The 19,955-nt window shown below is 49.5% G+C and carries 17 protein-coding genes; 12 read left to right on the top strand and 5 right to left on the bottom strand.

The features are described from left to right. Positions 1-136: 136 nt before the first annotated feature. Entirely contained in the window at positions 137-1,381 is a 1,245-nt protein-coding gene (locus K3T82_RS07380) for a hybrid sensor histidine kinase/response regulator (RefSeq protein WP_220192838.1), read from the top strand. 126 nt (positions 1,382-1,507) lie between these two features. On the opposite strand, the gene K3T82_RS07375 is transcribed toward K3T82_RS07380, so the two are convergent. After that, positions 1,508-1,999, bottom strand: a complete 492-nt coding sequence (locus K3T82_RS07375) for a recombinase family protein (protein WP_220192837.1) — start codon at positions 1,997-1,999, stop codon at positions 1,508-1,510. 294 nt (positions 2,000-2,293) lie between these two features. On the opposite strand from K3T82_RS07375, the gene K3T82_RS07370 reads away from it, so the two are divergent. The 4 genes from K3T82_RS07370 (at position 2,294) to K3T82_RS07355 (ending at position 7,036) form a co-directional block, all read left to right on the top strand. Next, the gene (locus tag K3T82_RS07370; protein ID WP_220192836.1) at positions 2,294-3,328 is read left to right on the top strand and encodes a hypothetical protein; all 1,035 of its coding nucleotides are present in this window, start codon (positions 2,294-2,296) and stop codon (positions 3,326-3,328) included. 522 nt (positions 3,329-3,850) lie between these two features. Next, positions 3,851-4,522: a hypothetical protein gene (locus K3T82_RS07365; RefSeq protein WP_220192835.1), complete on the top strand. Its 672-nt coding sequence runs from the start codon at positions 3,851-3,853 to the stop codon at positions 4,520-4,522. Then, positions 4,519-6,090: a BACON domain-containing protein gene (locus K3T82_RS07360; RefSeq protein WP_220192834.1), complete on the top strand. Its 1,572-nt coding sequence runs from the start codon at positions 4,519-4,521 to the stop codon at positions 6,088-6,090. Before K3T82_RS07365 ends, K3T82_RS07360 begins: the two co-directional genes overlap by 4 nt. A gap of 22 nt (positions 6,091-6,112) precedes the next feature. Beyond that, complete coding sequence (locus K3T82_RS07355) at positions 6,113-7,036, top strand: hypothetical protein (RefSeq protein WP_220192833.1); 924 nt, start codon at positions 6,113-6,115, stop codon at positions 7,034-7,036. A 19-nt stretch (positions 7,037-7,055) separates the two neighbouring features. Here K3T82_RS07355 and K3T82_RS49025 read toward each other — a convergent pair whose 3' ends face one another. Next, entirely contained in the window at positions 7,056-7,340 is a 285-nt protein-coding gene (locus tag K3T82_RS49025) for a DUF1206 domain-containing protein (RefSeq protein WP_268886651.1), read from the bottom strand. Between the two features lie 147 nt (positions 7,341-7,487). Here K3T82_RS49025 and K3T82_RS07345 point away from each other — a divergent pair, with 147 nt between their 5' ends. Further along, on the top strand, positions 7,488-8,270 hold the full coding sequence (locus K3T82_RS07345) for a sugar isomerase domain-containing protein (RefSeq protein WP_220192831.1): 783 nt from the start codon (positions 7,488-7,490) through the stop codon (positions 8,268-8,270). 75 nt (positions 8,271-8,345) lie between these two features. Here K3T82_RS07345 and K3T82_RS07340 read toward each other — a convergent pair whose 3' ends face one another. After that, complete coding sequence (locus K3T82_RS07340; protein ID WP_220192830.1) at positions 8,346-9,296, bottom strand: BadF/BadG/BcrA/BcrD ATPase family protein; 951 nt, start codon at positions 9,294-9,296, stop codon at positions 8,346-8,348. 124 nt (positions 9,297-9,420) lie between these two features. Further along, positions 9,421-10,167 carry a GntR family transcriptional regulator gene (locus K3T82_RS07335; RefSeq protein WP_220192829.1) on the bottom strand — a complete coding sequence of 249 codons (747 nt, stop codon included), beginning with the start codon at positions 10,165-10,167 and terminating at the stop codon, positions 9,421-9,423. A gap of 342 nt (positions 10,168-10,509) precedes the next feature. On the opposite strand from K3T82_RS07335, the gene nagA reads away from it, so the two are divergent. Further along, the gene (gene nagA / locus K3T82_RS07330) at positions 10,510-11,703 is read left to right on the top strand and encodes an N-acetylglucosamine-6-phosphate deacetylase (protein ID WP_220192828.1); all 1,194 of its coding nucleotides are present in this window, start codon (positions 10,510-10,512) and stop codon (positions 11,701-11,703) included. A 105-nt stretch (positions 11,704-11,808) separates the two neighbouring features. On the opposite strand, the gene K3T82_RS07325 is transcribed toward nagA, so the two are convergent. Then, on the bottom strand, positions 11,809-12,843 hold the full coding sequence (locus K3T82_RS07325) for an SIS domain-containing protein (RefSeq protein WP_220192827.1): 1,035 nt from the start codon (positions 12,841-12,843) through the stop codon (positions 11,809-11,811). 947 nt (positions 12,844-13,790) lie between these two features. Here K3T82_RS07325 and K3T82_RS07320 point away from each other — a divergent pair. The 5 genes from K3T82_RS07320 to K3T82_RS07300 all read left to right on the top strand — a co-directional run bounded on the left by K3T82_RS07320 (position 13,791) and on the right by K3T82_RS07300 (position 19,926). Then, positions 13,791-15,482, top strand: a complete 1,692-nt coding sequence (locus K3T82_RS07320) for an ABC transporter substrate-binding protein (protein ID WP_236031038.1) — start codon at positions 13,791-13,793, stop codon at positions 15,480-15,482. 158 nt (positions 15,483-15,640) lie between these two features. Next, the gene (locus K3T82_RS07315; RefSeq protein WP_220192826.1) at positions 15,641-16,636 is read left to right on the top strand and encodes an ABC transporter permease; all 996 of its coding nucleotides are present in this window, start codon (positions 15,641-15,643) and stop codon (positions 16,634-16,636) included. Position 16,637: 1 nt separating this feature from the next. Continuing rightward, positions 16,638-17,678: an ABC transporter permease gene (locus K3T82_RS07310; RefSeq protein WP_220192825.1), complete on the top strand. Its 1,041-nt coding sequence runs from the start codon at positions 16,638-16,640 to the stop codon at positions 17,676-17,678. Further along, a complete protein-coding gene (locus K3T82_RS49020) occupies positions 17,678-18,844 on the top strand; it encodes an ABC transporter ATP-binding protein (protein WP_220192824.1) in 1,167 nt (388 codons plus the stop codon). Before K3T82_RS07310 ends, K3T82_RS49020 begins: the two co-directional genes overlap by 1 nt. Next, a complete protein-coding gene (locus K3T82_RS07300) occupies positions 18,844-19,926 on the top strand; it encodes an ABC transporter ATP-binding protein (RefSeq protein ID WP_220192823.1) in 1,083 nt (360 codons plus the stop codon). Before K3T82_RS49020 ends, K3T82_RS07300 begins: the two co-directional genes overlap by 1 nt. Positions 19,927-19,955 lie beyond the last annotated feature (29 nt).

Raw genomic sequence — 19,955 nt, 5'->3', positions numbered from 1 at the left:
CCAGGCGGCTTTAGGCAAGCGCATGCCTATGGGATAATACTCTCTCGTTGAAACCATCTTTTCTCTAGAGGCGTACCAGAAACAGCTTTGTGTTCGTGACTTTTGTTATTTGGGGCCGGGAGGTACTGAGAGCGTTATGACAACACCTACTATTCTGATAGTTGATGATGATGCTGCTTTGCTTAAGGCATTGCCACAGACTCTCTATCTACGTATGGGCGATAATATCAAGGTCGATACATGTGATGCCGCCGAACGTGCCCTGACAATGATTCAGGAGCACGACTATGATGCCATTGTGAGTGACATTAAGATGCCTGGAATGGATGGGTTAGAACTGCTTTCGCGAGTGCGGGAGCTACGCCCAGAGACTCCCACGCTTCTTATCACGGGTCACGGTGAATATGATCTGGCGATTCGCGCGCTCCGTGGAGGCGCATATGATTATATCCTTAAACCCATCGATCGCGATTCCTTTGTGGCGGCTCTGCAACGAGCTATTCAGGCCTATCAACTACGTCGCCAGGTAATGGAGCAGCATATTGAACTCTCCCAGCATGCCCGTTCTCTGGAATGGTTGGTGCAGAAGCGCACAAGTGAACTGGCGAACGCGAACGAGGCCAAAGATAAGTTTTTGCGTATTGTCTCACACGAGCTCAAGACGCCGCTCTCTGGCCTGAAAGATATGGCTCAATTCTTGCGTAATCAGCTTGATCATGAGGTAGATACGCAGGTGCTCAGGCAGGGATTTGAGGATATGGAGCATGTCATCTCACGAACTGAGATTCTGGTGAGAGACCTGCTTGACACCTCAATGATGGAATCCAATATGTTTGTGCTGCATCGTAAGCGTGTGAACCTGGTTTCACTCTGCCAACGCGTGCTTAACGAATATACAGCGGGAGGGATCGCGAGGTTGGCAAGCGAAATTGTGGCGGAGAGTATAGAGGTCGATGTGGACTCGGACCGTATTTGCCAGGTACTTGTGAACCTGCTCTCAAATGCTCATAAATATTCAGGCCCTGACGCACCAATTACTATTCGCTTGCAACAGTCTGGTTATGAAGCGATGATGATGCTGGAAGATCAAGGAATGGGTATTCCAGAAGAAGAACAGAAACGCATTTTTGAGCAATTTTATCGCGTGCCAATTGGTAGTAAGCAATCAGGAGAGCAGCAAGGATCTGGATTGGGGCTCTATATAGCTCGCAAGATTATGGAGCGGCATAGCGGACGCCTGGATGTACAGAGCGTGCAAGGGAATGGAAGCACCTTTACCTGTGTTCTACCTGTCTCCATTGACCCAGACTTCGCCGATGAAGGTTCCTACCACCTTGAGCATAGAACACTTGCCACCTGGACGGTTGTGTATAGCAGCTAAGGATTGTTTGTAAAAAGGGCGAGAGATCTCTACCTGATATATGCTATAGCACAGTTGAAGTGCATCATACTGCACAGAAGCACATAATTTGTGCTGTATCCCTACGTGAAAGAAGATGGATTTTGCTTAGGCGGTCTCTGCTGGTATACATGTATTTGTTTGCTCTTTGAGCATCTCCCAGCACTCGCACATGACTTTTAAGTGTTCTCTGTATTTGATATAGTTGGTATAGGCATCGTGGTGGTCTCGCAATTTCCTTAATTCCGCATCATCTGAAAGGTTGTATCTCTCAACTGGAGTTAGCACCTCAACATTATTGCTCTGGCAAGCATTGATGAAAATGCCTAGCTCTACATCAGAGAAAAGGCGGTCCACTGAGAATACAAACACCGCGCCAAACTTGCCTGCGTCTATAGCATCAATGAGGCGTCTGAAAGTATCTTCATCTGTGTCGAAGAGGCGTATATAGGTTGTAATCTTCTCCTCCACCCACCCCTCAGCTATCAGCCAGGAGATTTGTTCAGAGAGCTGGGATAATGAGGCTTCGATCGCTTCTACAGGTGTTTTATAGTATAAGGCTACTTGCTTGTTTATAGGAAGTGGCTCGCTTTTGTGCATTTAAAAACTCCATTTAAAGGTGAAAATTGTTTAATAAAGATGTATTATGGTTGAATACATATAATATAGTGTTTAAAATGCAAAAAGACAAGAGCCCCATTACCAGATGGCTATGCCCTTTTTTCGCTTGCCAAGGGCGCCCAGCGAAGCAAGCATAGAAGCAGTGTATTAGGATTTCATAAAGAAATATAAAAAAGTATGGTGGCACAATTGACGCAGTGTAGAAAATGCTGTTATTATTGAAAAAAATGCGGTAATGTATAAAAGTCCGAAGTGTATTTATAAGGTTTAAAAGTGGAAAAATATACATCGTGGCGTGAAATGCTTAATGATATTATTCGGGATGGGCAGGAAAGGCAGAAGATCGCGGGTGTTGTGGGAATTAATGCTGTGACGTTGGGGCGTTGGGCAAGCAACACCTCTAGACCACGATACCAGCATTTACGTCGTTTGCTTCAGGCTTTATCTCAGCAGCATCGTGCAGAAATGCAGGAACTTATTGCGCGTGAATTTCCCGATTTTCCCCTTGGCCTGGAATTAAATAAGCAGGATGAGGAGCAAGATCTAATTTCGTCCGATTTGTATGCTCGCGTCTTTCATACATATGCCTCTGCTCCCCATGCTCAACGCTCCTGGAACGTTGCCAATTTGATTCTGCGTCATGCCCTGGATCGTTTGGATCCTCAACAGCAGGGTATGGCTGTCACGCTTATTCAATGTATTCCTCCTTCGACGGATGGCAAAGTCTACAGCTTACGTGAGCGTATGGGCTTTGGTACATCGCCCTGGCCTCCTAATCTGGAGCCATACGCTATTTTTTTAGGGCTAGGATCGCTCTCTGGCTATGTCGTTGGCCGCTGCCAGCATAGCGTTGTGCAGAATCGTAGTAAAGAGCAGCAAGGGTTGCGTCCGATCCATTGGGATAAATGGGAGAAAGGTGCGGCCGCCTATCCGATCTATCGAGAATCCAGAGTCGCCGGGTGCTTTCTTGTCTCTAGCGCGGTACCAGACTACTTTTCTCCGCATCGACAGAAGTTAATAGAACAATATGCGGAACTGCTATCACTGGTATTTGAGCCAGACGAGTTTTATCCTGTAGAACATATTAATCTGCGGGCTATGCCTGAGGGAACTGACCAGCAGTCGTATCTTTTCTCATATCGTCAACGGGTATCTGATGTAATGCTGACCGCGTTGCGTGGCAATGAGAACATTGATGTCAAACAGGCAGAAGCGCTCACCTGGAAAGAGATAGAGAGAGAACTCGTGGATTTTGCCGTTGCCCATAGTAGTGATTTGGGGAAATATTATTCCATGCATGCCGAGTAGGTCCGTTGTGCATGTCTCCTGCGAGAGGGACTCCAGTCGAATATATTCGACTGGAGTCCCTTCTTATGGGAAGACAAAATCGCGCCCTTGAAAAATGTACTATGAGGATTATGAAAAAGATAGTACGTGAGGCACTCGCTTCTAAGGCATGTTAGTGGATGCATGCTTATGCAATGAAATATATGATAACATGACTAATGGGGCAATAACTCGTTAATTATACGTTAACATTGTAGAATATGGGTAAGCAAATATTTTGCATATTTAAAAATTGTACCTGTATCTCTGTGTGAAATGCAGGGGAATAATGTGTGATACCCGTCCTGTGGTATAAGTGGTCATAGTGTTTGAATGAGTGGAAAGAGCGGGATAATGCGCCAATGCCTACGATGCAATACTCCATATGCTAACAATACAATGTTTTGTAATCAGTGTCAGATTGCTTTATTAAAGCGCCCTCGAAATGATGAGCATTCAGTTTTTTCTTTCTCTCCTGGAGGGCAGGGGAGTATGACGTCCTTGATGGAAGTGCCATCAATTGGGACGTTTGAGTCTTCTCAATCTTCTACTCCTGTGGGAGTATCGACTATTCCAGAGGAAATATCATTCCCTTCTAGTCAGGCTCCAACCACGCCAAGGCCAGGAGTTCGCCTGAAAAAGCGGCCTGGCCGTTGGCAGAGAATATTCCTGATGCTTGCAGCCCTTTCTCTATTGGCTCTGCTTGTAGATGGTGTGTTGGCCGCGTTTGTTTTCCGCCAATCTGGAAGCAATGATGAAACCTCTCATCCATTGCTGCGCCTGGCTACTAATGCAGCGTCTCCGGGGCAGGTGGTAGAGGTCAGTCTGAGCCATTTTGCTTCACGCGCGCGTGTACGTTTGACCCGAGATGTCCAGGAAGTCGTGCGTATCGATCAGATCGCTGGACAACAAGGTACTTATATACAGATGGATGTTACTGGGCAGGCTAAGGTGCGCTTGCGCATTGATGAGCGTTGGGAGCCCGGAAACCATGTGGTTGTGGCGGAAGATGTGATGACTCGTTATGTCGCCAGCGCTCCCCTCCAAATTGTTGGTATAGGGCCAGCACAACCGCCGCATATGCAATTGAGCCAGGACCATTTTGATATGGGATCGAGCTTGCAGGGCTCTAATTCTATTCAGTCTTTACACTTACGCAATACGGGGGGGGAATGATCTCCTGGGTTGCTAGCAGCGATCGTCCCTGGCTATTGCTGACACCAATGCAAGGAGCCTTCAGTAGTGGGCAGACTGTGCTATTGGTGGCTTCACGGGCGGGATTAAAGCCTGGCGATTATACAGGAACTATTCTGCTTGTTGCCAGTACTGGTAGTTCCCAGAAAGTCACGGTGAAGATGTCAGTAAGACCTTTGCCCGATGATCCTGGACCTGTATTGAGCATGACACCGGCTGCCTTCTCTTTTACTGGTTTGGATGGGGTTGCGGACCCGGCGGAGCAAATGCTAGTCGTCTCTAACCTGGGAAATAAGCCCCTGCATTGGTCACTTGCCAGTCAGGTACAAATGGCATCACTCTCTGAGGTAATGGGTTTCCAAACTCACCTCGATTGGTTGAGTATACAACCCACTCAGGGGACTATAGAGCCAGGCAAGACGCAGTTGGTTCATCTGCGCGTAAAGAGTAAATCTTTACTCTCAGATGTCTATAGCGGTATTGTTGCTCTTCAGGCAGATCAGAAAACATTAAACAATCCGCAGTCTCTCGCGCTATCTCTTAGTGTGCGCCCACCTTGTAGCGTCAGTACCAGTTCTGAGCATCTGGCTTTACATGCCAGTGCTGGTCAGCCGAAGAGCGCTCCTCAGAATTTAGATTTGAGTGTTGCGCCTAGCTGTAAGGGAAAGATTGATTGGCAGGCCAGCTCACAGAACGATTGGCTGCATGTGACACCTGCCAAGGGAACACTCTCTTCGCGTGATAGCGCGGATCTGGTTGTACAGATTGATGCGTCACGCCTCAAACCAGGGACATATGTTGGCTCGCTGGTGATTGTGGCAGCGCAGTCCAGTCAGACTATTAGTGTTCAGGCTGTTGTCTCTCCGATAGGGGAGCAATCCAAGATCGCTGGATTGACTCTCTCCCCTTCTCAACTTGCCTTCGACATTGTGCAAGGACAGAATAGTGGCGTGGAACAAAATGTGGTTATTGCTAATACCGGTCAGGCTGATCTCATGTTGCATGCTACAGGGGGCGTGCCCTGGCTCCAAGTGGATACGCATGAAATTGCTCTTAATGCTGGAACAACAGCCGATGTTCCGGTTCATGTCAACGCTGGTAGTCTTGCTCCTGGTAGCTACAATGCCCAAGTACTGCTATCGGCGACAGATGAGGCTGGAAATGCCATTGCTGATGCCGTTCAGACGCTCACTGTCTCCCTTAATGTGAGGCAGCCGTGTGTGATGGCTATCTCTCCCAGTTCACTATCTTTTAAGTCGTCTCTGCTGGATTCTAGCCCATCCTCGCAGACAATCAGTATCAGTGCAACGGGAGCGTGTTCTTATCCAGTGACCTGGAATGTAAGCGCTGATGAACAATGGATTGTATTGGGATCATCAACATGGGTAGACAATGGTGGTGGTACCCAGTTGACTGTGAATGTGAATACCAAGTGGAAAATCCTGGGAACTTACCAGGGGCATATCACCTTTGTGGCTTATGATAGTCGTGGTGCGACTATCAACCAGAGCCCACAGATCATTCCTGTCACATTACATGTGAATTCCTAGAGTACTTAAGAAGGGGGCGTGCATGATGCGAGATACCTGGCCGCAACCTCCGATGTCACAGTTGGAGCATGCTATTGCGACGGTCCTGGCTTGTTTGAGTATGGTGAAGTATGAGGCGGCTCTGAGGCAGGAGCAGCGGATGGAACTGGTTGCTGATATTGAGAAGACGCTCCAGTTCTTACGTGGTCCCCTCTCGTCGTCACATGTTATACGTGAACAAGACACAGTAGATCTTCCTGTACAGCAGCAACTCACGGAACCCTCAATGGAGGTACCTGGATTCCAGGAAGCGGAAAAGCAGGAGTTTTCAGCCAGCAAAGGGTCTTTGAGTGCCCTTTACCAGGTCTACCATACATATCTTCATATGGGGAATGGGAATACTCTGGATGCCTTTGTTGTGCGCTTTAACGAAGTGATGTCAACCCTTGACGAGGTACAAGCTGCCACAGACCCAAATGAGGAGGGATACCCTTGTCTCGCGCAGCAACGCTCAGTTGAGGATGCTCTCCATAGAGTACGGGGCTTTATTGCCGACCTCTATTATATGTTTCTCGAGTTTGTGCGTGCCCTCACTGAAACATTGGAGGCTCATGAGGCTGTATCGGAGGCGTCACTCTCTAATACTGAAGAGCTTTCCTCCCTTCAAAGGCAAGCTGCAGCCTCTACTGAGGCGAGAATAAAGGGTATTGGGAGTCCTCCCTTCGCGCAACTCATGCAAGTCTTTGAGAAACATCAGCAACTGAATACTCACAAAGGCGCTCTCTATGCTCATATGACAGATACTCTACTCTTTCTAAAGTTTCTCGAAGAAAACCTGAGCAGTGATCCACAGAAGCGCGATGAAATCATTGCTCAGATAGAGAGAGTAGGGCGTTTTCTTAGCGATTTATCTCAACTCTTAGTAGGATATGAGTCTGCGGTAAGCGCGCTGATACGCCCAATATAGTAAGCGGAGTGCCTGATTGTTAGAGGCTGCCTATTTTGCTATCTATGCGGCGATAGCGCGCCTCAACGAACGAATAGACGCCATAGGAGAAGAGCCCAAAAGCGACGACTCCTAGTAAAATGGCTCCAAAGGGCTGTTGTGCGAGCACTTGAAGAGCCCCGTCCAATCCCATAGCCTTATAGGCGTTGTGCTGTATAGAGGCGAGGATCAGGAAAATACCTATAATGAAATTGTTTGGACCACTTCTTGCTAGAGATTTCTTAGTGCAGAGCCAAATGGCATATGAGAAGAGGGTTCGAACCATTGCCATTTATATAAAAATTTATGTAGCTAGTGACATTTTTATTACGAGATATGAGGATAAAAGGATGCGAGCATTGCTTATTGTGTTGAGGTATAATGATGATTAACAGAAGAATGCATGCCTGTTAGCAAACAAAAGAAGAATACTATGACAGATTCATATAAAGATGACAACATGCAAACCGTATTTGGTTTGGAGTTGTACTGGCAGAAGGCTATGCGTTCCGTAGAGCGTTTACAGAAGACACAAGCTGAGACGATAAGAAGTGCCGCTCGCGCATGTGTTGACTGTATCGAACGAGATGGCGTGATTCATGCCTATGGAACAGGACATTCGCGGGCGTTCGCGATGGAACTGGCAGGGCGTGCTGGGGGGCTGGTTCCAGTAAATCGGCTGGATCTAGAAGATTTGGTTTTGCATGCTGGCTGGTCGCCCGAAGTGGCAATGCATCCCGATATCGAGCGTAATCTCCAGGCTGGTGAGGCACTTCTGAATTGTTATCATATCGAACCACAGGATATTTTCCTCATCTGCTCAAATGCTGGCATTAACGTCACCATTGTTGAAGTCGCTCGGCAGATAAAGCAACGAGGACATATGTTGATTGCGGTGACCTCTCTTGAGCATACATGGCAGATGTCGCCACGCCATGCCTCTGGTCAGCGCCTCTGCGAGATTGCGGATATTGTGATTGATAATCAATCGCCATTTGGGGATGCGTTGCTTACTTTACCTGATGGTAGTGTTGCCTGCGCTATCTCTTCGATCACTGGTGCCTTGATTGCGCAAGCCTTAACCGCCGAGATTATAGGCCAGTTGATGGCGAAGGGGCAGGATGTTCCTGTCTTTCTCTCTTCAAATGTTCCTGGAGGGATTGAACGTAACGCTGGGCTGATTCAACGATATTCCGATCGTATTCGCCCTGTCTAGAGATATCTGTGTCTTTAAGAATAGGCCCTCTACTAGCATTAGTGAAGGCCTATTCTCCTGTCTCTCGAGGATTTCCTATGCTCGTTTCCACGTCGCAAGATTGTCGAGATGAATAGCGGCCTTTGCGGCGCTGAGCGCTGGCTCATTGACCAGTGTAACCTCTAGTGCTTTGAATTGCTGGTGTAGTTGTGCTAAGACAAGCTCACGATAAATATGTTCGTGAATGAGCAGGCCACCACTGAGTGCAAGCGGAAGTTTTTGTGCTGCGAAATTGAGCTTGCGCACGACCGCACATACAGTCATTGCGAGTTCATTGGCCGCCTGCTTAAGAATCGTGGAAGCGATAGCATCTCCCTCGCTCGCAGCCTGAATGACGCAGATGGAGAGCCGTGCGATCATAGCTTTCTCTTCGCCTGGATAGACTTTAGTGATTAGTTCATACGGTTCGGTAAGTTGCCAGTGGCTCAGAATTTGTTTTAGCAAGCTTGTCGCAGGCCCGCGTCCATCAGCAAAGCGAACGGCAGCTTGTAGGGCCCGTTGCCCAAGAGCATAGCCGCTTCCTTCATCGCCGAGGATATGGCCCCAACCTCCGGCGCGTTGAATCTGTCCGTGTTGGTCTCGCCCAAGTCCTATGGAGCCTGTGCCTGCGATCAGTACAACGCCGACTGCTTGTGGTAAGGCGCTCAGGCCAAGTTCTGCGTCGTTCGTTAGCAAGACCTCGCGCGCAAGGGCTTGGAGATGAGGAAGCATCTCGGTGTGACCCTGGGGAGTATCGATCCCTGCCAGTCCAATCCAGGCTTTGCTTACTATGTATGTATCAGCTATCTGAGCCCTGGCTTGTGTCACGGCGTTCGTGATGTGCTCGACTGCTTTGGTCAGCCCTACCGCTGCATAGTTAGAACTACCAGCCTGTCCACGGCCTATCTCAAGTCCCTGAGTATCAACAAGGATGGCCTGTGTTTTGCTGCCCCCTCCATCAATGCCAAGATAGCAGACGGGGTCTGTCTGATTTTGTTGCCCGGTCATACTTCTTCCTCCTCCGAAGTCTGTATGCTCCTACCGCGAAAGTCTGTGCGTGTTAAGGACGATATGAAAATATAAGGCACTTTCACGCCTGTGCTCAGGTTTTCCGCGGTAGCCCTGAGCGCGTTTAAAGGACCAGTTGGTTACGCATCATATGCGTATAGAATGTATACTTGCTTCCGCTATAGATGGAGCGTGCGTACTCGATGGGCTGGTCTCGATTCGTGTAGGTTGTGCGGCGTGTGTAGAGTGCCGGACTTCCTATAGGGAGATGGAGAAGCTTTGAGTCTTCTTCGTTAGTAAGGCCTGCTTCGAGTTCCTGCTCCGCCTGAATGAGTTGAATGCCATACTTTGCTTCAAGCAAGCGATAGAGTGATTGATGCTCCAAATCATCATCTACAAGCTGTTCACAGCCTATGAAGTAGAGATGGGAGCGTTCTACTGCGAGGGGTTCATCGTCAGCCAAGCGTAAACGTTGAAGGCGTAAAACTGGTAAGCCTACGCGAATACGCAGATGTTCTGCAACGTTTTCGTCGGCGGGTATCATGGTGACATTTAGCACTCTGGTGGCAGGGGCCTGTCCCCGTGCGCTGATGTCTTCCGTGAAACCAGTAAGGCGAATGAGCTGTTGCGTGATTTTGTGGCGGCTTACGAATGTGCCCTTCCCTTGTTCTCGATAAAACATCCCTTCGTTTACTAGCTCAGTAATGGCCTGGCGTGCTGTCATACGGCTGATACCATATTGCTCGCCTAGTTCTCGTTCAGAAGGAATAAGGTCGCCTGGTTTCCACGCGCCAGAGATGATTTTTTCGCGCATGATTTCCTTGAGCTGATAGTAGCGCGGCAAGGGGCTTTTATGGCTATGGTGATGCATGAAAGTTGGTTCCATACCTTTTCCGATCAGAGCTTCAGGAGCCAATAGATGCCCTCTGAAGCGGATGGTTAGCTGCGTTGCTAGGCTGGATGATGGCTATGGTTGTGCCAGTGTGCTTGCTGATCTGCATGAAGCAAACGACGAGATGGTATAATTGGTATGTTGTATATACCAGCTAGCCTTCCCAATAATCTCATAAATAGAGTGGAACGTCAAGCTACTCAGTAGAGAAATAGGGGAGACTTGAGTATTTACCCATTATGTGCGATACATGTTAAGGAATTGGTCTAAGTGTGGATTGAGGTCAGTCCATGTATTTGTTTACTTTAAGGAGAGTAATTCATGTCATTTACACTACGGGGTGCCCGGCTAGTAGATGCCACTATGGATGTGGCTTCAGGGGATCTGACCATCGAAAATGGAACCATTCAAGCGGTACAGCATGCGAAAGTAGATAGTGGGAATGTAATTGATGCCTCGAAGATGCTCATTTTGCCAGGTTTTATTGATGTTCATACGCATGGCGGAGGAGGTCATAATCTCCATACCACTGACGCGCAAGAAATCGAGAACTATACGCGTTGGGTTGCTTCGACTGGTGTTACATCGTTTCTTGTAGCTGTTGTTGGTACTCCCAATTGTATGCCGGAAGCTCAACTCCAGACTGCTGCAAGCGCGATTGAGCAGTGGCAACACGACCGTCAGGGGGCTGAGCCATTGGGTATTTTTCTGGAAGGCCCTTATATCAATGAGAAAAGGCGTGGAGCGCATCCGCCAATCTGGCTCCGTATACCAAAACCCGAGGAAACAGAGCGATTGCTTGAATTGACGAATGGACATTTGAAACTGGTGACCATTGCGCCTGAGCTTCCAGGAGCACGCGAGATGATTCAGAGCCTCCTGGCTGCGGGCGTGACAATGAGCATGGGGCATACCGACATGAATTATGATCAGGCCCAGGAGGCAATAGAGCTGGGTATAACACACATGACGCATTGTTTTAATGCCATGCAACCTCTACTACATCGGGCGCCAGGACCACTGGCCGCTGTGGCTCAATCCGAGCATGTGACAGGCGAGTTGATCGCTGATGGTGTGCATGTGCATCCCGCAGTTATGTCTGCTCTGGTGAAGATGCTCAGCCCTCAGCGAACAGTTGTTATTACAGATGCTCAAGCGGGAGCTGGTATTCCTGATAGTGTCTTCGAATTCGGAGGTCAGATCGCGCGTGCGCTTTGTGGGGCGGCTCGTCTTGAGGATGGCTCACTCGCGGGAAGTATTTTGACACTAGATCAGGGGCTACGGAATATTCTGGAGATGACATGTGTCAACTTACAAGAAGCATCCGGCATGCTCTCTTACAATGCTGCACGCTCAATTAAGGTTGCTGATCGCAAGGGCCTTCTCCGGGAGGGCTATGATGCTGATTTTGTTATTCTTGATGAGTCGCTCGCTTTGCAGGCCACGATCCGCCAAGGTAAAGTTGTCTATGCACAGAATGGCTGGGATGAGCGCTTGGCTTTGCTTGAGCAGTAAATAGTAGCTCCCAAAGAGGGGATGATGCTGGTAAATCTACCTGCGTCATCCCCTCTTTGTATCTGAGTGCCTATCGCTGGTGCAAGAAGTGAATAGGGAGAAATGCTAGAGGGTCAGTGTCACCTTATTCAAGCCACGCGGCACATCTGGATTGAGCCCTTTAGCTAGTGTAAGATGAAGGGCAAAGACCTGTCCTGGTAGGATCGCTGTGATGGGATTGAGCCACTCTGGTATCGCAGCCGGGAGTGAAAGCTGGGTGGTTGCCAGATCCAGGATTTGTTGTTCCTCTGAAATGACAAGGAGTTCCGCCTCGCGCTTCTTCAAATCCTTTGCTAGTTCAAGCATATCCGCATAGGTTGCGCCCTGTGGTGCGACCAGGAAGACAGGCATGCCACTATCGATGGTAGCGATGGGACCATGGCGGAAGTCTGCCGATGAATAGGAGCTTGCCATCACATAAGTCAGTTCCTTTAATTTTAAGCCAAGCTCAAAGGCTGTCGCATAATTGTAGCCGCGACCAATTACAACGCATTCTTCCATATAGCGATAGCGCTCGGTGCGCTGTGTGAGAGTTGCTGCACCCTCCAATGTTTGCGCCATTGCATCGGGTAACCGCTGTATCTCCGCCAGACGCTGTTTCTCACCGCTCAGGGCTGCGGCGAAGATCATCATGGCAGCCAGTTGGGCGGTGTAGGTCTTGGTTGCCGCCACACTACGTTCGCGCTCGGCGTGCAATTCCACCACGTGGTCGGCGGCAGCAGCCAGAGGGGATGTGCCATCATTGGTAATCGCAATCGTTGGACGACCCTGGCGCTTTCCTTCTTCGAGGACCGCGACAATATCTGGTGATTGTCCCGACTGCGAGATACCGACGACCAGGGCTCCATTCATACGTGGGGCTTTATGGTAGAGCGTGTGCAGAGAGGGGGCGGCGAGCGCGATAGGATAGCCTGCCATGATCGGCCAGGCATATTTGGCGTAAGTCGCAGCGTGATCGGATGAGCCACGGGCAGCAATCAGAACATAGTCAAATGGCGGTAACTTGTTGACGATCTCTTCAATGTGGCGCGTTTCTTGATCGAGTAGGCGCGCGATAACTTCTGGCTGACTATATATTTCCTGTTCCAGTAGCGATGACATTCGCAACCTCCGGTGTTGAATTGTATGAGTGGTAATAGTTGATAGTGGCTTACTCTCTACTATAGCATATTAAATGGTCTAGTGGTCTAGACGACTGACTGAATGGCTGAAGTTCCTCTGTTTCTTGAGAGCACATGGATGCATGACGAAAAAAAGAGTTTCGCGAGATGCAAAATTTGCGAGATAATTACCAGCTAATAATGCGTAGTATTATGAAGACATTAATTCACAAATGGATCTACATTTTGTGATTTTTTGGTAAGTAAGGATGTATTAAGAAAGGCCTTGAAACCACTTGAGAACAGGTGTCAGGGCGTAATGGTGTATTATCTGTCTTTAGAATAGGTAAAGGTTGTAAATCTTGGTCTAGTGGTCTAGATGACTTGACATTTGCGGAAAGAAGAGTTAAAGTACTAGCAAGACCTTCAAGCTCCTCTCGAATTAATAGAAAGGGGAGAGCCTGGGTTGGAATTATAGGTCTGACAAGTTTCGCAGGCTTTCAGTAGAAAGGATTGATGAAGACGCAGTACCTGTATGGGTGGCTGCATTAGACGACTAATTTGCATAGAGAAGATTTTGTCGAGTTGTCCTTGTGTCCATATGTGATTCGATAATTTTGCCGTGGCGAACTATCTCATGTTTAGGCTTGCTGTTCTTCTGTACATGCTAGGGCAAATAGAATCGATTATCCAGACGCTTACCGATCTTATGTGGCAAACTATGCGGGTTTGCCTGTCTCATTGTGGAGATCTCGTCCTTTCTTTGTTGAAGCCTTATGCGAAAACCAACGCCGCTGTCACGGCTAGCGCGGACTCCTTACCGAACATCTGAGCTTGCCGTTGAGGCACATTAGGGTTCGCCTCAATAAGGACGCGCTTGGGTTTTCTTATAAGGAAAAGAATATTCATGCATGGGCAGATATGCCCTTTGGCGTCAGGAGGTCTTTCATGTCTTCTGTCTCATCTCGGTTGCGGACATTGCTGTCACGCAAAAAGACGGGTGTTGGCATGTGGCTCTGTTCAATGTTGGTTTTAATGGCTCTGTTGTTGGCCGCCTGTGGTGGGGGTTCCACTCAGGGGAGCAAGCATTCCATCCTCAACATTGGCGCACATGTTGGTGGCGATTTTACCAAGGCACTTAGCCCCTACAACCCTACTGCTAATGAGGGTATCAAGGGCATGGTTTATGAAACCCTTTTTTATTTCAACAAGATCGATGGTTCTAGCAAACCCTGGTTGGCGGAAAGCTATAAATGGAGCGACGATAGCAAGCAATTGACCTTCACTTTACGCGATGGTGTTAAGTGGAACGATGGTAAAGACTTTAGCGCAGACGACGTTGTCTTTACTTTCAATATGCTCAAGCAGTATAAAGCTGCCGATTCTTCTGGCCTCTGGGCTGGCGGTTATCTGGATAGCGTCAGCTCGTCCGATAGCAAAACCGTGACGATTACCTTCAAAAAGGCTTATCCTCCTCTGCTCTGGTACATTGCCGGGCAAACCTTCATCGTCCCTAAGCATATCTTCGAGAGTGCTGGCGACCCTACGACCTATGCTAACGAGAATCCCGTTGGAACTGGTCCCTATAAGCTGAAGAAGTTCTCAGCTCAACTGCTAATTTACGACAAGAATCCCTCTTACTGGCAGGCTGATAAGGTCAAAGTTGACGAACTGGACTATCCCTCCGTCAAAGACAATACCACCTTACAGTTGAAGCTGGCGAAAGGTGAGATCGACTGGGGCAGCTTCTTCGCGCCTGACCTGGACAGCACCTTTGTTGCGAAAGATCCTGCGCACAACCACTACTGGATGACTCCAACCGATGTCTTTGGTCTGTACCTCAATCTGACCAAGGCCCCCTTCAATGATGTAGCGGTTCGCCAGGCGATCAGTGCCGCGCTTGATCGCGGACAGTTGTCAAAGCAGGCTGAGAGTGGTTACGTTGAGCCTGCGAGCACCACTGGCTTGATCTTGCCAAACAACAAGGATTTCCTCGATCCTGCCTATGCGAACGCGCAGACAACCGCTAACAAAGACAAGGCCATTCAACTGCTTCAGAATGCGGGCTACAAAAAAGGCTCTGATGGCAACTTCACCGACAAGAGTGGTAAAGCGATGTCTTTCGATCTGACCGTGGTCTCTGGCTGGACCGATTGGGAACAGATGTGCCAGGTGATCAAGCAGAACCTGAAAGATATCGGCATTAATGTCAACATCAATGCGATCCAGGATACCGCATACTTTGATGCTCGTAACAATGGTAAGTATGAGATGCTGATTGGTGGTCTGTTCGGTGGCCCCACACCTTACTACCTCTACAATACACACCTCAATAGTGCCAACCTCTCTCCTAATGGCTTTAACTGGGAGAAGTGGAACGACAAAGAAACCGACAAGTTGTTGAACGATTATGCTTCTACAACTGACCCGGCAAAGCAGAAGGAAGCTATCATGGGTCTACAGAAGATCTTTGCTGAAAAGCTTCCAGTAGTACCTCTGGTGAATGCTGCCGCCTGGTATGAGTATAGTTCCAAGAACTTCACTGGCTGGCCTGATAAGAACAACCCTTATGCTGTCGGTGCTGCCTATTCCGCTCCTGACAACTTGATTGTTGTCTTGAACCTGACACCAGCGGCATAGTCTATCCGAGACGCGTGGAGATGGTCACCCATGACCATCTCCATTTTCTCCTCTCTTACCGCATCCTCTTTACACCGCAAATTGGAGGAGTGTCCGATAATCCTTGAATTATCCTGGCATGTGCGGGTTGGGCACGTATGCTACTAAGGAGTACCGATATGCGTCACCTGCTGCGTCGCATTCTATTCTATTGTATAGCTCTCTGGGCTTCAGTCACGCTGAATTTCTTCATTCCGCGCATGGCTCCAGGTAACCCTGCTCAAGCGATGATGTTGCGTTTTGAGCGGCAAGGCCACCTTGCGCCAGAGACGGCCAAGGCCCTGCAAGCCGCGTTCGGTTTGAATAATAGCGATCCTCTTTATATACAGTATTTTAAATATCTGGGCGATTTGCTGCATGGGCAACTGGGGATCTCGCTCACCAACTATCCTACGCCGGTCAAAGATGTGATCGGTCAGGGAATTGAGTGGACAATCATTCTGGGTGCTATCGCAGTGCTCGTGAGCTTTGGCCTTGGTTGTTTGCTTGGCGTTGTTATGGCCTGGAAGCGTGGCTCATTTGTGGATACCTTTCTCGCTCCAGCGACGACCTTTCTGGCCTCGATTCCATATTTCTGGCTGGCTTTGTTGATTGTGTATGTGTTTGGGTACACTCTAGGCTGGTTCCCCTTCTCCGATGGGTTTGATACCAGGCTAGATATTGGCTGGACTTTCGACTTTATTGGGAGCGCTCTCTATCATGGAATTCTGCCTGCTCTCACGATTGTGCTCTCCTCCGTTTCGGGTTGGCTGCTGGTCATGCGTAACTCGATGATTACGACACTTTCCGAGGATTATGTGCTGATGGCAAGCGCCAAGGGCCTGCATACCAGGCGTGTCATGTTGGCGTATGCCGCTCGTAATGCGATCCTACCTAACGTCGCGGGCTTTGCTCTTTCGTTGGGGACAATTGTTGGTGGCCAGTTATTGACGGAAATTGTCTTCTCTTATCCCGGTATCGGCTATACGCTGCTGCAAGCTGTGCAGGGGCAAGATTACGCGCTGGTTCAGGGCGTGTTCCTGATTATCGCTCTGGCTGTGCTGGGAGCGAACTTCCTCGCTGATCTGCTCTACACGATGCTTGATCCACGTGTGCGTCAGGAAAGGAGCGCGTAAGATGAGTGATGCTTCGCAGTGGCCTCCCACGCCCGATAATATGAACGAACCCATCGCGGCGACGGCGGCGATCAATGTTGAAACTTCCGCTGAGACGAATCTGACGACAGCCGTCCCGGTGGCTCTCCCTCTGAGTAATCCCTTACATGTGCGTTTGATTGGCGGCATAGGTGTTTTCTGGCGTGCTCTAACCTCCAATAAGAAAGTAGCGGTTGGGAGCGCCATTGTGGCCTTCTTTATTCTGGCTGCGATTTTTGGCCCCTTTTTCGTGCATACCGATCCTACCCTGCTAACCAATGATTCCAAGGCCGCACCCTCTGCCGCGCATTGGCTCGGGACGACTGTGACCGGCCAAGATATCTTTAGTCAACTCGTCTATGGCACGCGTAATTCGATTATGTGGGGTCTGATTACCGGGGTCGCGGTGACCTGCCTCTCTATTATTGTGGGCCTGATTGGTGGCTACTTCGGTGGTCTGGTTGACGAAGTGCTCTCGTTGGTGACAAATATCTTTTTGGTGCTTCCGGCATTGCCTCTGGCGATTGTTCTGGCGTCCTACTTTCCGCGCGGTCCTCAAATGGTGGCTCTGATCGTCGTTTTGACGAGTTGGGCCTGGGGCGCACGCGTGCTGCGCGCGCAGACGCTTTCTATGCGGAGTCGTGAGTTTGTGGTTGCCGCGCGAGCTTGTGGCGAGAAGACCTGGCGCATTATCTTCTTTGAGATTTTGCCCAATGAAATATCAATTGTTGCCGCAGGCTTTGTAAGTACGACGATTTATGTTATTCTAGCATCAGCATCGCTAGAATTTCTGGGCCTGGGTGACCTCAACGCCGTTAGTTGGGGATGGATGTTTTATTGGGCTCAGAAAACAAACGCTTTGATACTTGGTCTCTGGTGGTGGTTTGTTCCACCCGGTATCTGCATTGCATTACTGGGCTCGGGACTGGCCCTCATCAATTTTGGTATTGATGAGATCGCTAATCCGCGCCTGCGCGCTGAACCGATTCCCAGGGATATCAAGCTCAAGAAAGTGGTGAAATAATGCAGGACTCGGCTGTCGGTAAGCAGTCAAAGGACATCTTACTGGAGGTGAACAACCTGAGCGTTGATTACTTCGCCTCCAATGGTGCCGTACATGCGGTACGTGATGTCAGTTTCGTATTGCGTCGTGGTGAAATACTGGGCCTAGCGGGTGAGAGTGGGTGTGGTAAATCAACATTGGCCTATGCGGTTTCGCGTTTGTTACGACCTCCTGCCTATGTGACAGGTGGCGAAGTGCTCTATTATCCACGTGGCCGGGAAGAAGGGGCTTCCCCATTGGTGCAGAGCAAGCTACCAAAGAGCGGAAGAGCGAATAAGAACAATGGTAGTGAGGCCATTGATGTCTTACAACTCTCACCGTCGGAGTTACGTGCTTTTCGTTGGAGCGAGATCTCGATTGTCTTCCAGAGCGCTATGAACGCGCTTAATCCAGTGATGACCGTTGGAGATCAGATCACTGATGTGTTGAAGGCGCATCGCCCAGACATGGGTCCAAGCCAGCGTAAGAAGCGTGCGTCTGAACTGCTCAATCTAGTGGGCATTGCCGCTGATCGCTTGAACAGTTATCCGCATGAGTTGAGCGGTGGTATGCGTCAGCGCGCCGTAATCGCTATTGCTCTGGCGCTCAACCCTGAATTGATCATCATGGATGAGCCTACGACCGCGCTCGATGTGGTTGTACAGCGTGAAATCCTGCAGTTGATTAGCGACCTCTGCCGCGAGTTTTCGACTGCTCTGATCTTTATTACTCATGACCTGTCTCTACTGTTGGAGCTTTCCGATCAGATAGCGATTATGTACGCTGGGAAGATGATCGAGAAGGCGTCGAGCCAGGATATTTATGAGCATCCACGCCATCCATATAGCTATGGATTGCTCAATGCTTTCCCTAGTTTGCATGGGCCGATTCGTAAGATGGTTGGTATCCCTGGATCGCCTCCTGATCTACGCGCTATTCCATCGGGCTGCCCGTTTCGTGAGCGTTGCCCTCTCGCATTCGAACCCTGTACCACTGTTGTTCCATCTTTGCAATCTGCGACGGCAGAGAAGCCTCAGCAATTAGTATCTTGCCACCTCTACGATAGTCGTCTCTCATCTCGGGGCATACCTTCAACCACCGATCTAGCGCGTTCGTATGAGTCTCTGGCAGAAGGGAGTCGTGCCTAATGAGTGTGACCAATGCCGCTCAGTCACGCGCGCGGGCCAATGGCGCGCCCCAGCCCATCATGGTGGCTGAACACTTAAAGAAAGATTTTCCGCTACGTCAACTAAATATCCTGAGTCCGGCTATGGCTGTACATGCAGTTGAGGATGCGTCGTTCGCTCTCTATCCAGGCAGAGCTACCGCGCTGGTAGGAGAGAGTGGTAGCGGTAAGACAACCATTGCTCGTATGCTTGCACGTCTGTATGAGCCAACCAGTGGAACGTTAAATTTCCGAGGAGATCCGGTGAAACTTGGGCGTGGCGCGGATTTAGCGAGCTATCGCCGTCATGTGCAACTGGTGTTCCAGGATCCCTTTGCATCGCTCAATCCTGTTCATAGCATTCGGTATCATCTGAGTCGTCCCCTACGCATTTATGGGCACGCGCGCAATCGCCAGGAAGAGACCGAGCAGATTCTCGCCTTGCTCAGGCGCGTGAACCTGACGCCTGCCGAGCAGTTTATTGAGAAGTATCCTCATCAGTTGAGTGGTGGACAGCGCCAGCGTATTGCTATTGCGCGTACTCTGGCTGTGCAGCCGGAGGTGCTTTTGGCTGATGAGCCGGTTTCGATGTTGGATGTCTCCATTCGCCTGGATATCTTGAATTTGCTGCGACGGCTGAAGGATGAGGAGCAACTGGCTTTGCTCTATATCACACATGATATTGCAAGCGCGCGCTACTTTGCCGAGGAGACACTGGTGATGTACGCGGGCCAGATGGTCGAAGGGGGACCCAGCGAAGAGGTAACCCAGCGCCCCAAGCATCCCTATACTCAGCTCTTGCTCTCGGCTGCGCCTGATCCAACGCGCGTTAAGAGTAAAGGGAAAACTGATCTCCCTGCCCGTGGAGAAATTCCAAGCCTGATTAAGCCTCCAACTGGATGCCGCTTCCATCCGCGCTGTCCACATGCTATGCCTGTCTGTAAAGAGCGCTTCCCAGGACGTACTGATCTGGGGAATGGGCACTGGACAAACTGTTTCTTATATGGGGATGGTGGTCGTCCTGTGGCATCAAATGCTTCTGCCCCTAAGACAGCTCAAGACTAAAGGAGGATACCGGCATAGAGCAGTAAAAA

The organism is Ktedonospora formicarum, assembly GCF_016587355.1.
Lineage (GTDB): Bacteria > Chloroflexota > Ktedonobacteria > Ktedonobacterales > Ktedonobacteraceae > Ktedonobacter > Ktedonobacter formicarum.
Note: the sequence above shows the minus strand (reverse complement) of the source record. Positions and strands in the feature narration are given on the sequence as shown.

Excerpts from the sequence above, each read along its gene's own strand:
- K3T82_RS07380 (WP_220192838.1), top strand. The coding sequence starts at position 137 with ATGACAACACCTACTATTCTGATAGTTGATGATGATGCTGCTTTGCTT.
- K3T82_RS07375 (WP_220192837.1), bottom strand. The coding sequence starts at position 1,999 with ATGCACAAAAGCGAGCCACTTCCTATAAACAAGCAAGTAGCCTTATAC.
- K3T82_RS07365 (WP_220192835.1), top strand. The coding sequence starts at position 3,851 with ATGGAAGTGCCATCAATTGGGACGTTTGAGTCTTCTCAATCTTCTACT.
- K3T82_RS07360 (WP_220192834.1), top strand. The coding sequence starts at position 4,519 with ATGATCTCCTGGGTTGCTAGCAGCGATCGTCCCTGGCTATTGCTGACA.
- K3T82_RS07355 (WP_220192833.1), top strand. The coding sequence starts at position 6,113 with ATGATGCGAGATACCTGGCCGCAACCTCCGATGTCACAGTTGGAGCAT.
- K3T82_RS49025 (WP_268886651.1), bottom strand. The coding sequence starts at position 7,340 with ATGGTTCGAACCCTCTTCTCATATGCCATTTGGCTCTGCACTAAGAAA.
- K3T82_RS07345 (WP_220192831.1), top strand. The coding sequence starts at position 7,488 with ATGACAGATTCATATAAAGATGACAACATGCAAACCGTATTTGGTTTG.
- K3T82_RS07340 (WP_220192830.1), bottom strand. The coding sequence starts at position 9,296 with ATGACCGGGCAACAAAATCAGACAGACCCCGTCTGCTATCTTGGCATT.
- K3T82_RS07335 (WP_220192829.1), bottom strand. The coding sequence starts at position 10,167 with ATGCATCACCATAGCCATAAAAGCCCCTTGCCGCGCTACTATCAGCTC.
- nagA (WP_220192828.1), top strand. The coding sequence starts at position 10,510 with ATGTCATTTACACTACGGGGTGCCCGGCTAGTAGATGCCACTATGGAT.
- K3T82_RS07325 (WP_220192827.1), bottom strand. The coding sequence starts at position 12,843 with ATGTCATCGCTACTGGAACAGGAAATATATAGTCAGCCAGAAGTTATC.
- K3T82_RS07320 (WP_236031038.1), top strand. The coding sequence starts at position 13,791 with ATGTCTTCTGTCTCATCTCGGTTGCGGACATTGCTGTCACGCAAAAAG.
- K3T82_RS07315 (WP_220192826.1), top strand. The coding sequence starts at position 15,641 with ATGCGTCACCTGCTGCGTCGCATTCTATTCTATTGTATAGCTCTCTGG.
- K3T82_RS07310 (WP_220192825.1), top strand. The coding sequence starts at position 16,638 with ATGAGTGATGCTTCGCAGTGGCCTCCCACGCCCGATAATATGAACGAA.
- K3T82_RS49020 (WP_220192824.1), top strand. The coding sequence starts at position 17,678 with ATGCAGGACTCGGCTGTCGGTAAGCAGTCAAAGGACATCTTACTGGAG.
- K3T82_RS07300 (WP_220192823.1), top strand. The coding sequence starts at position 18,844 with ATGAGTGTGACCAATGCCGCTCAGTCACGCGCGCGGGCCAATGGCGCG.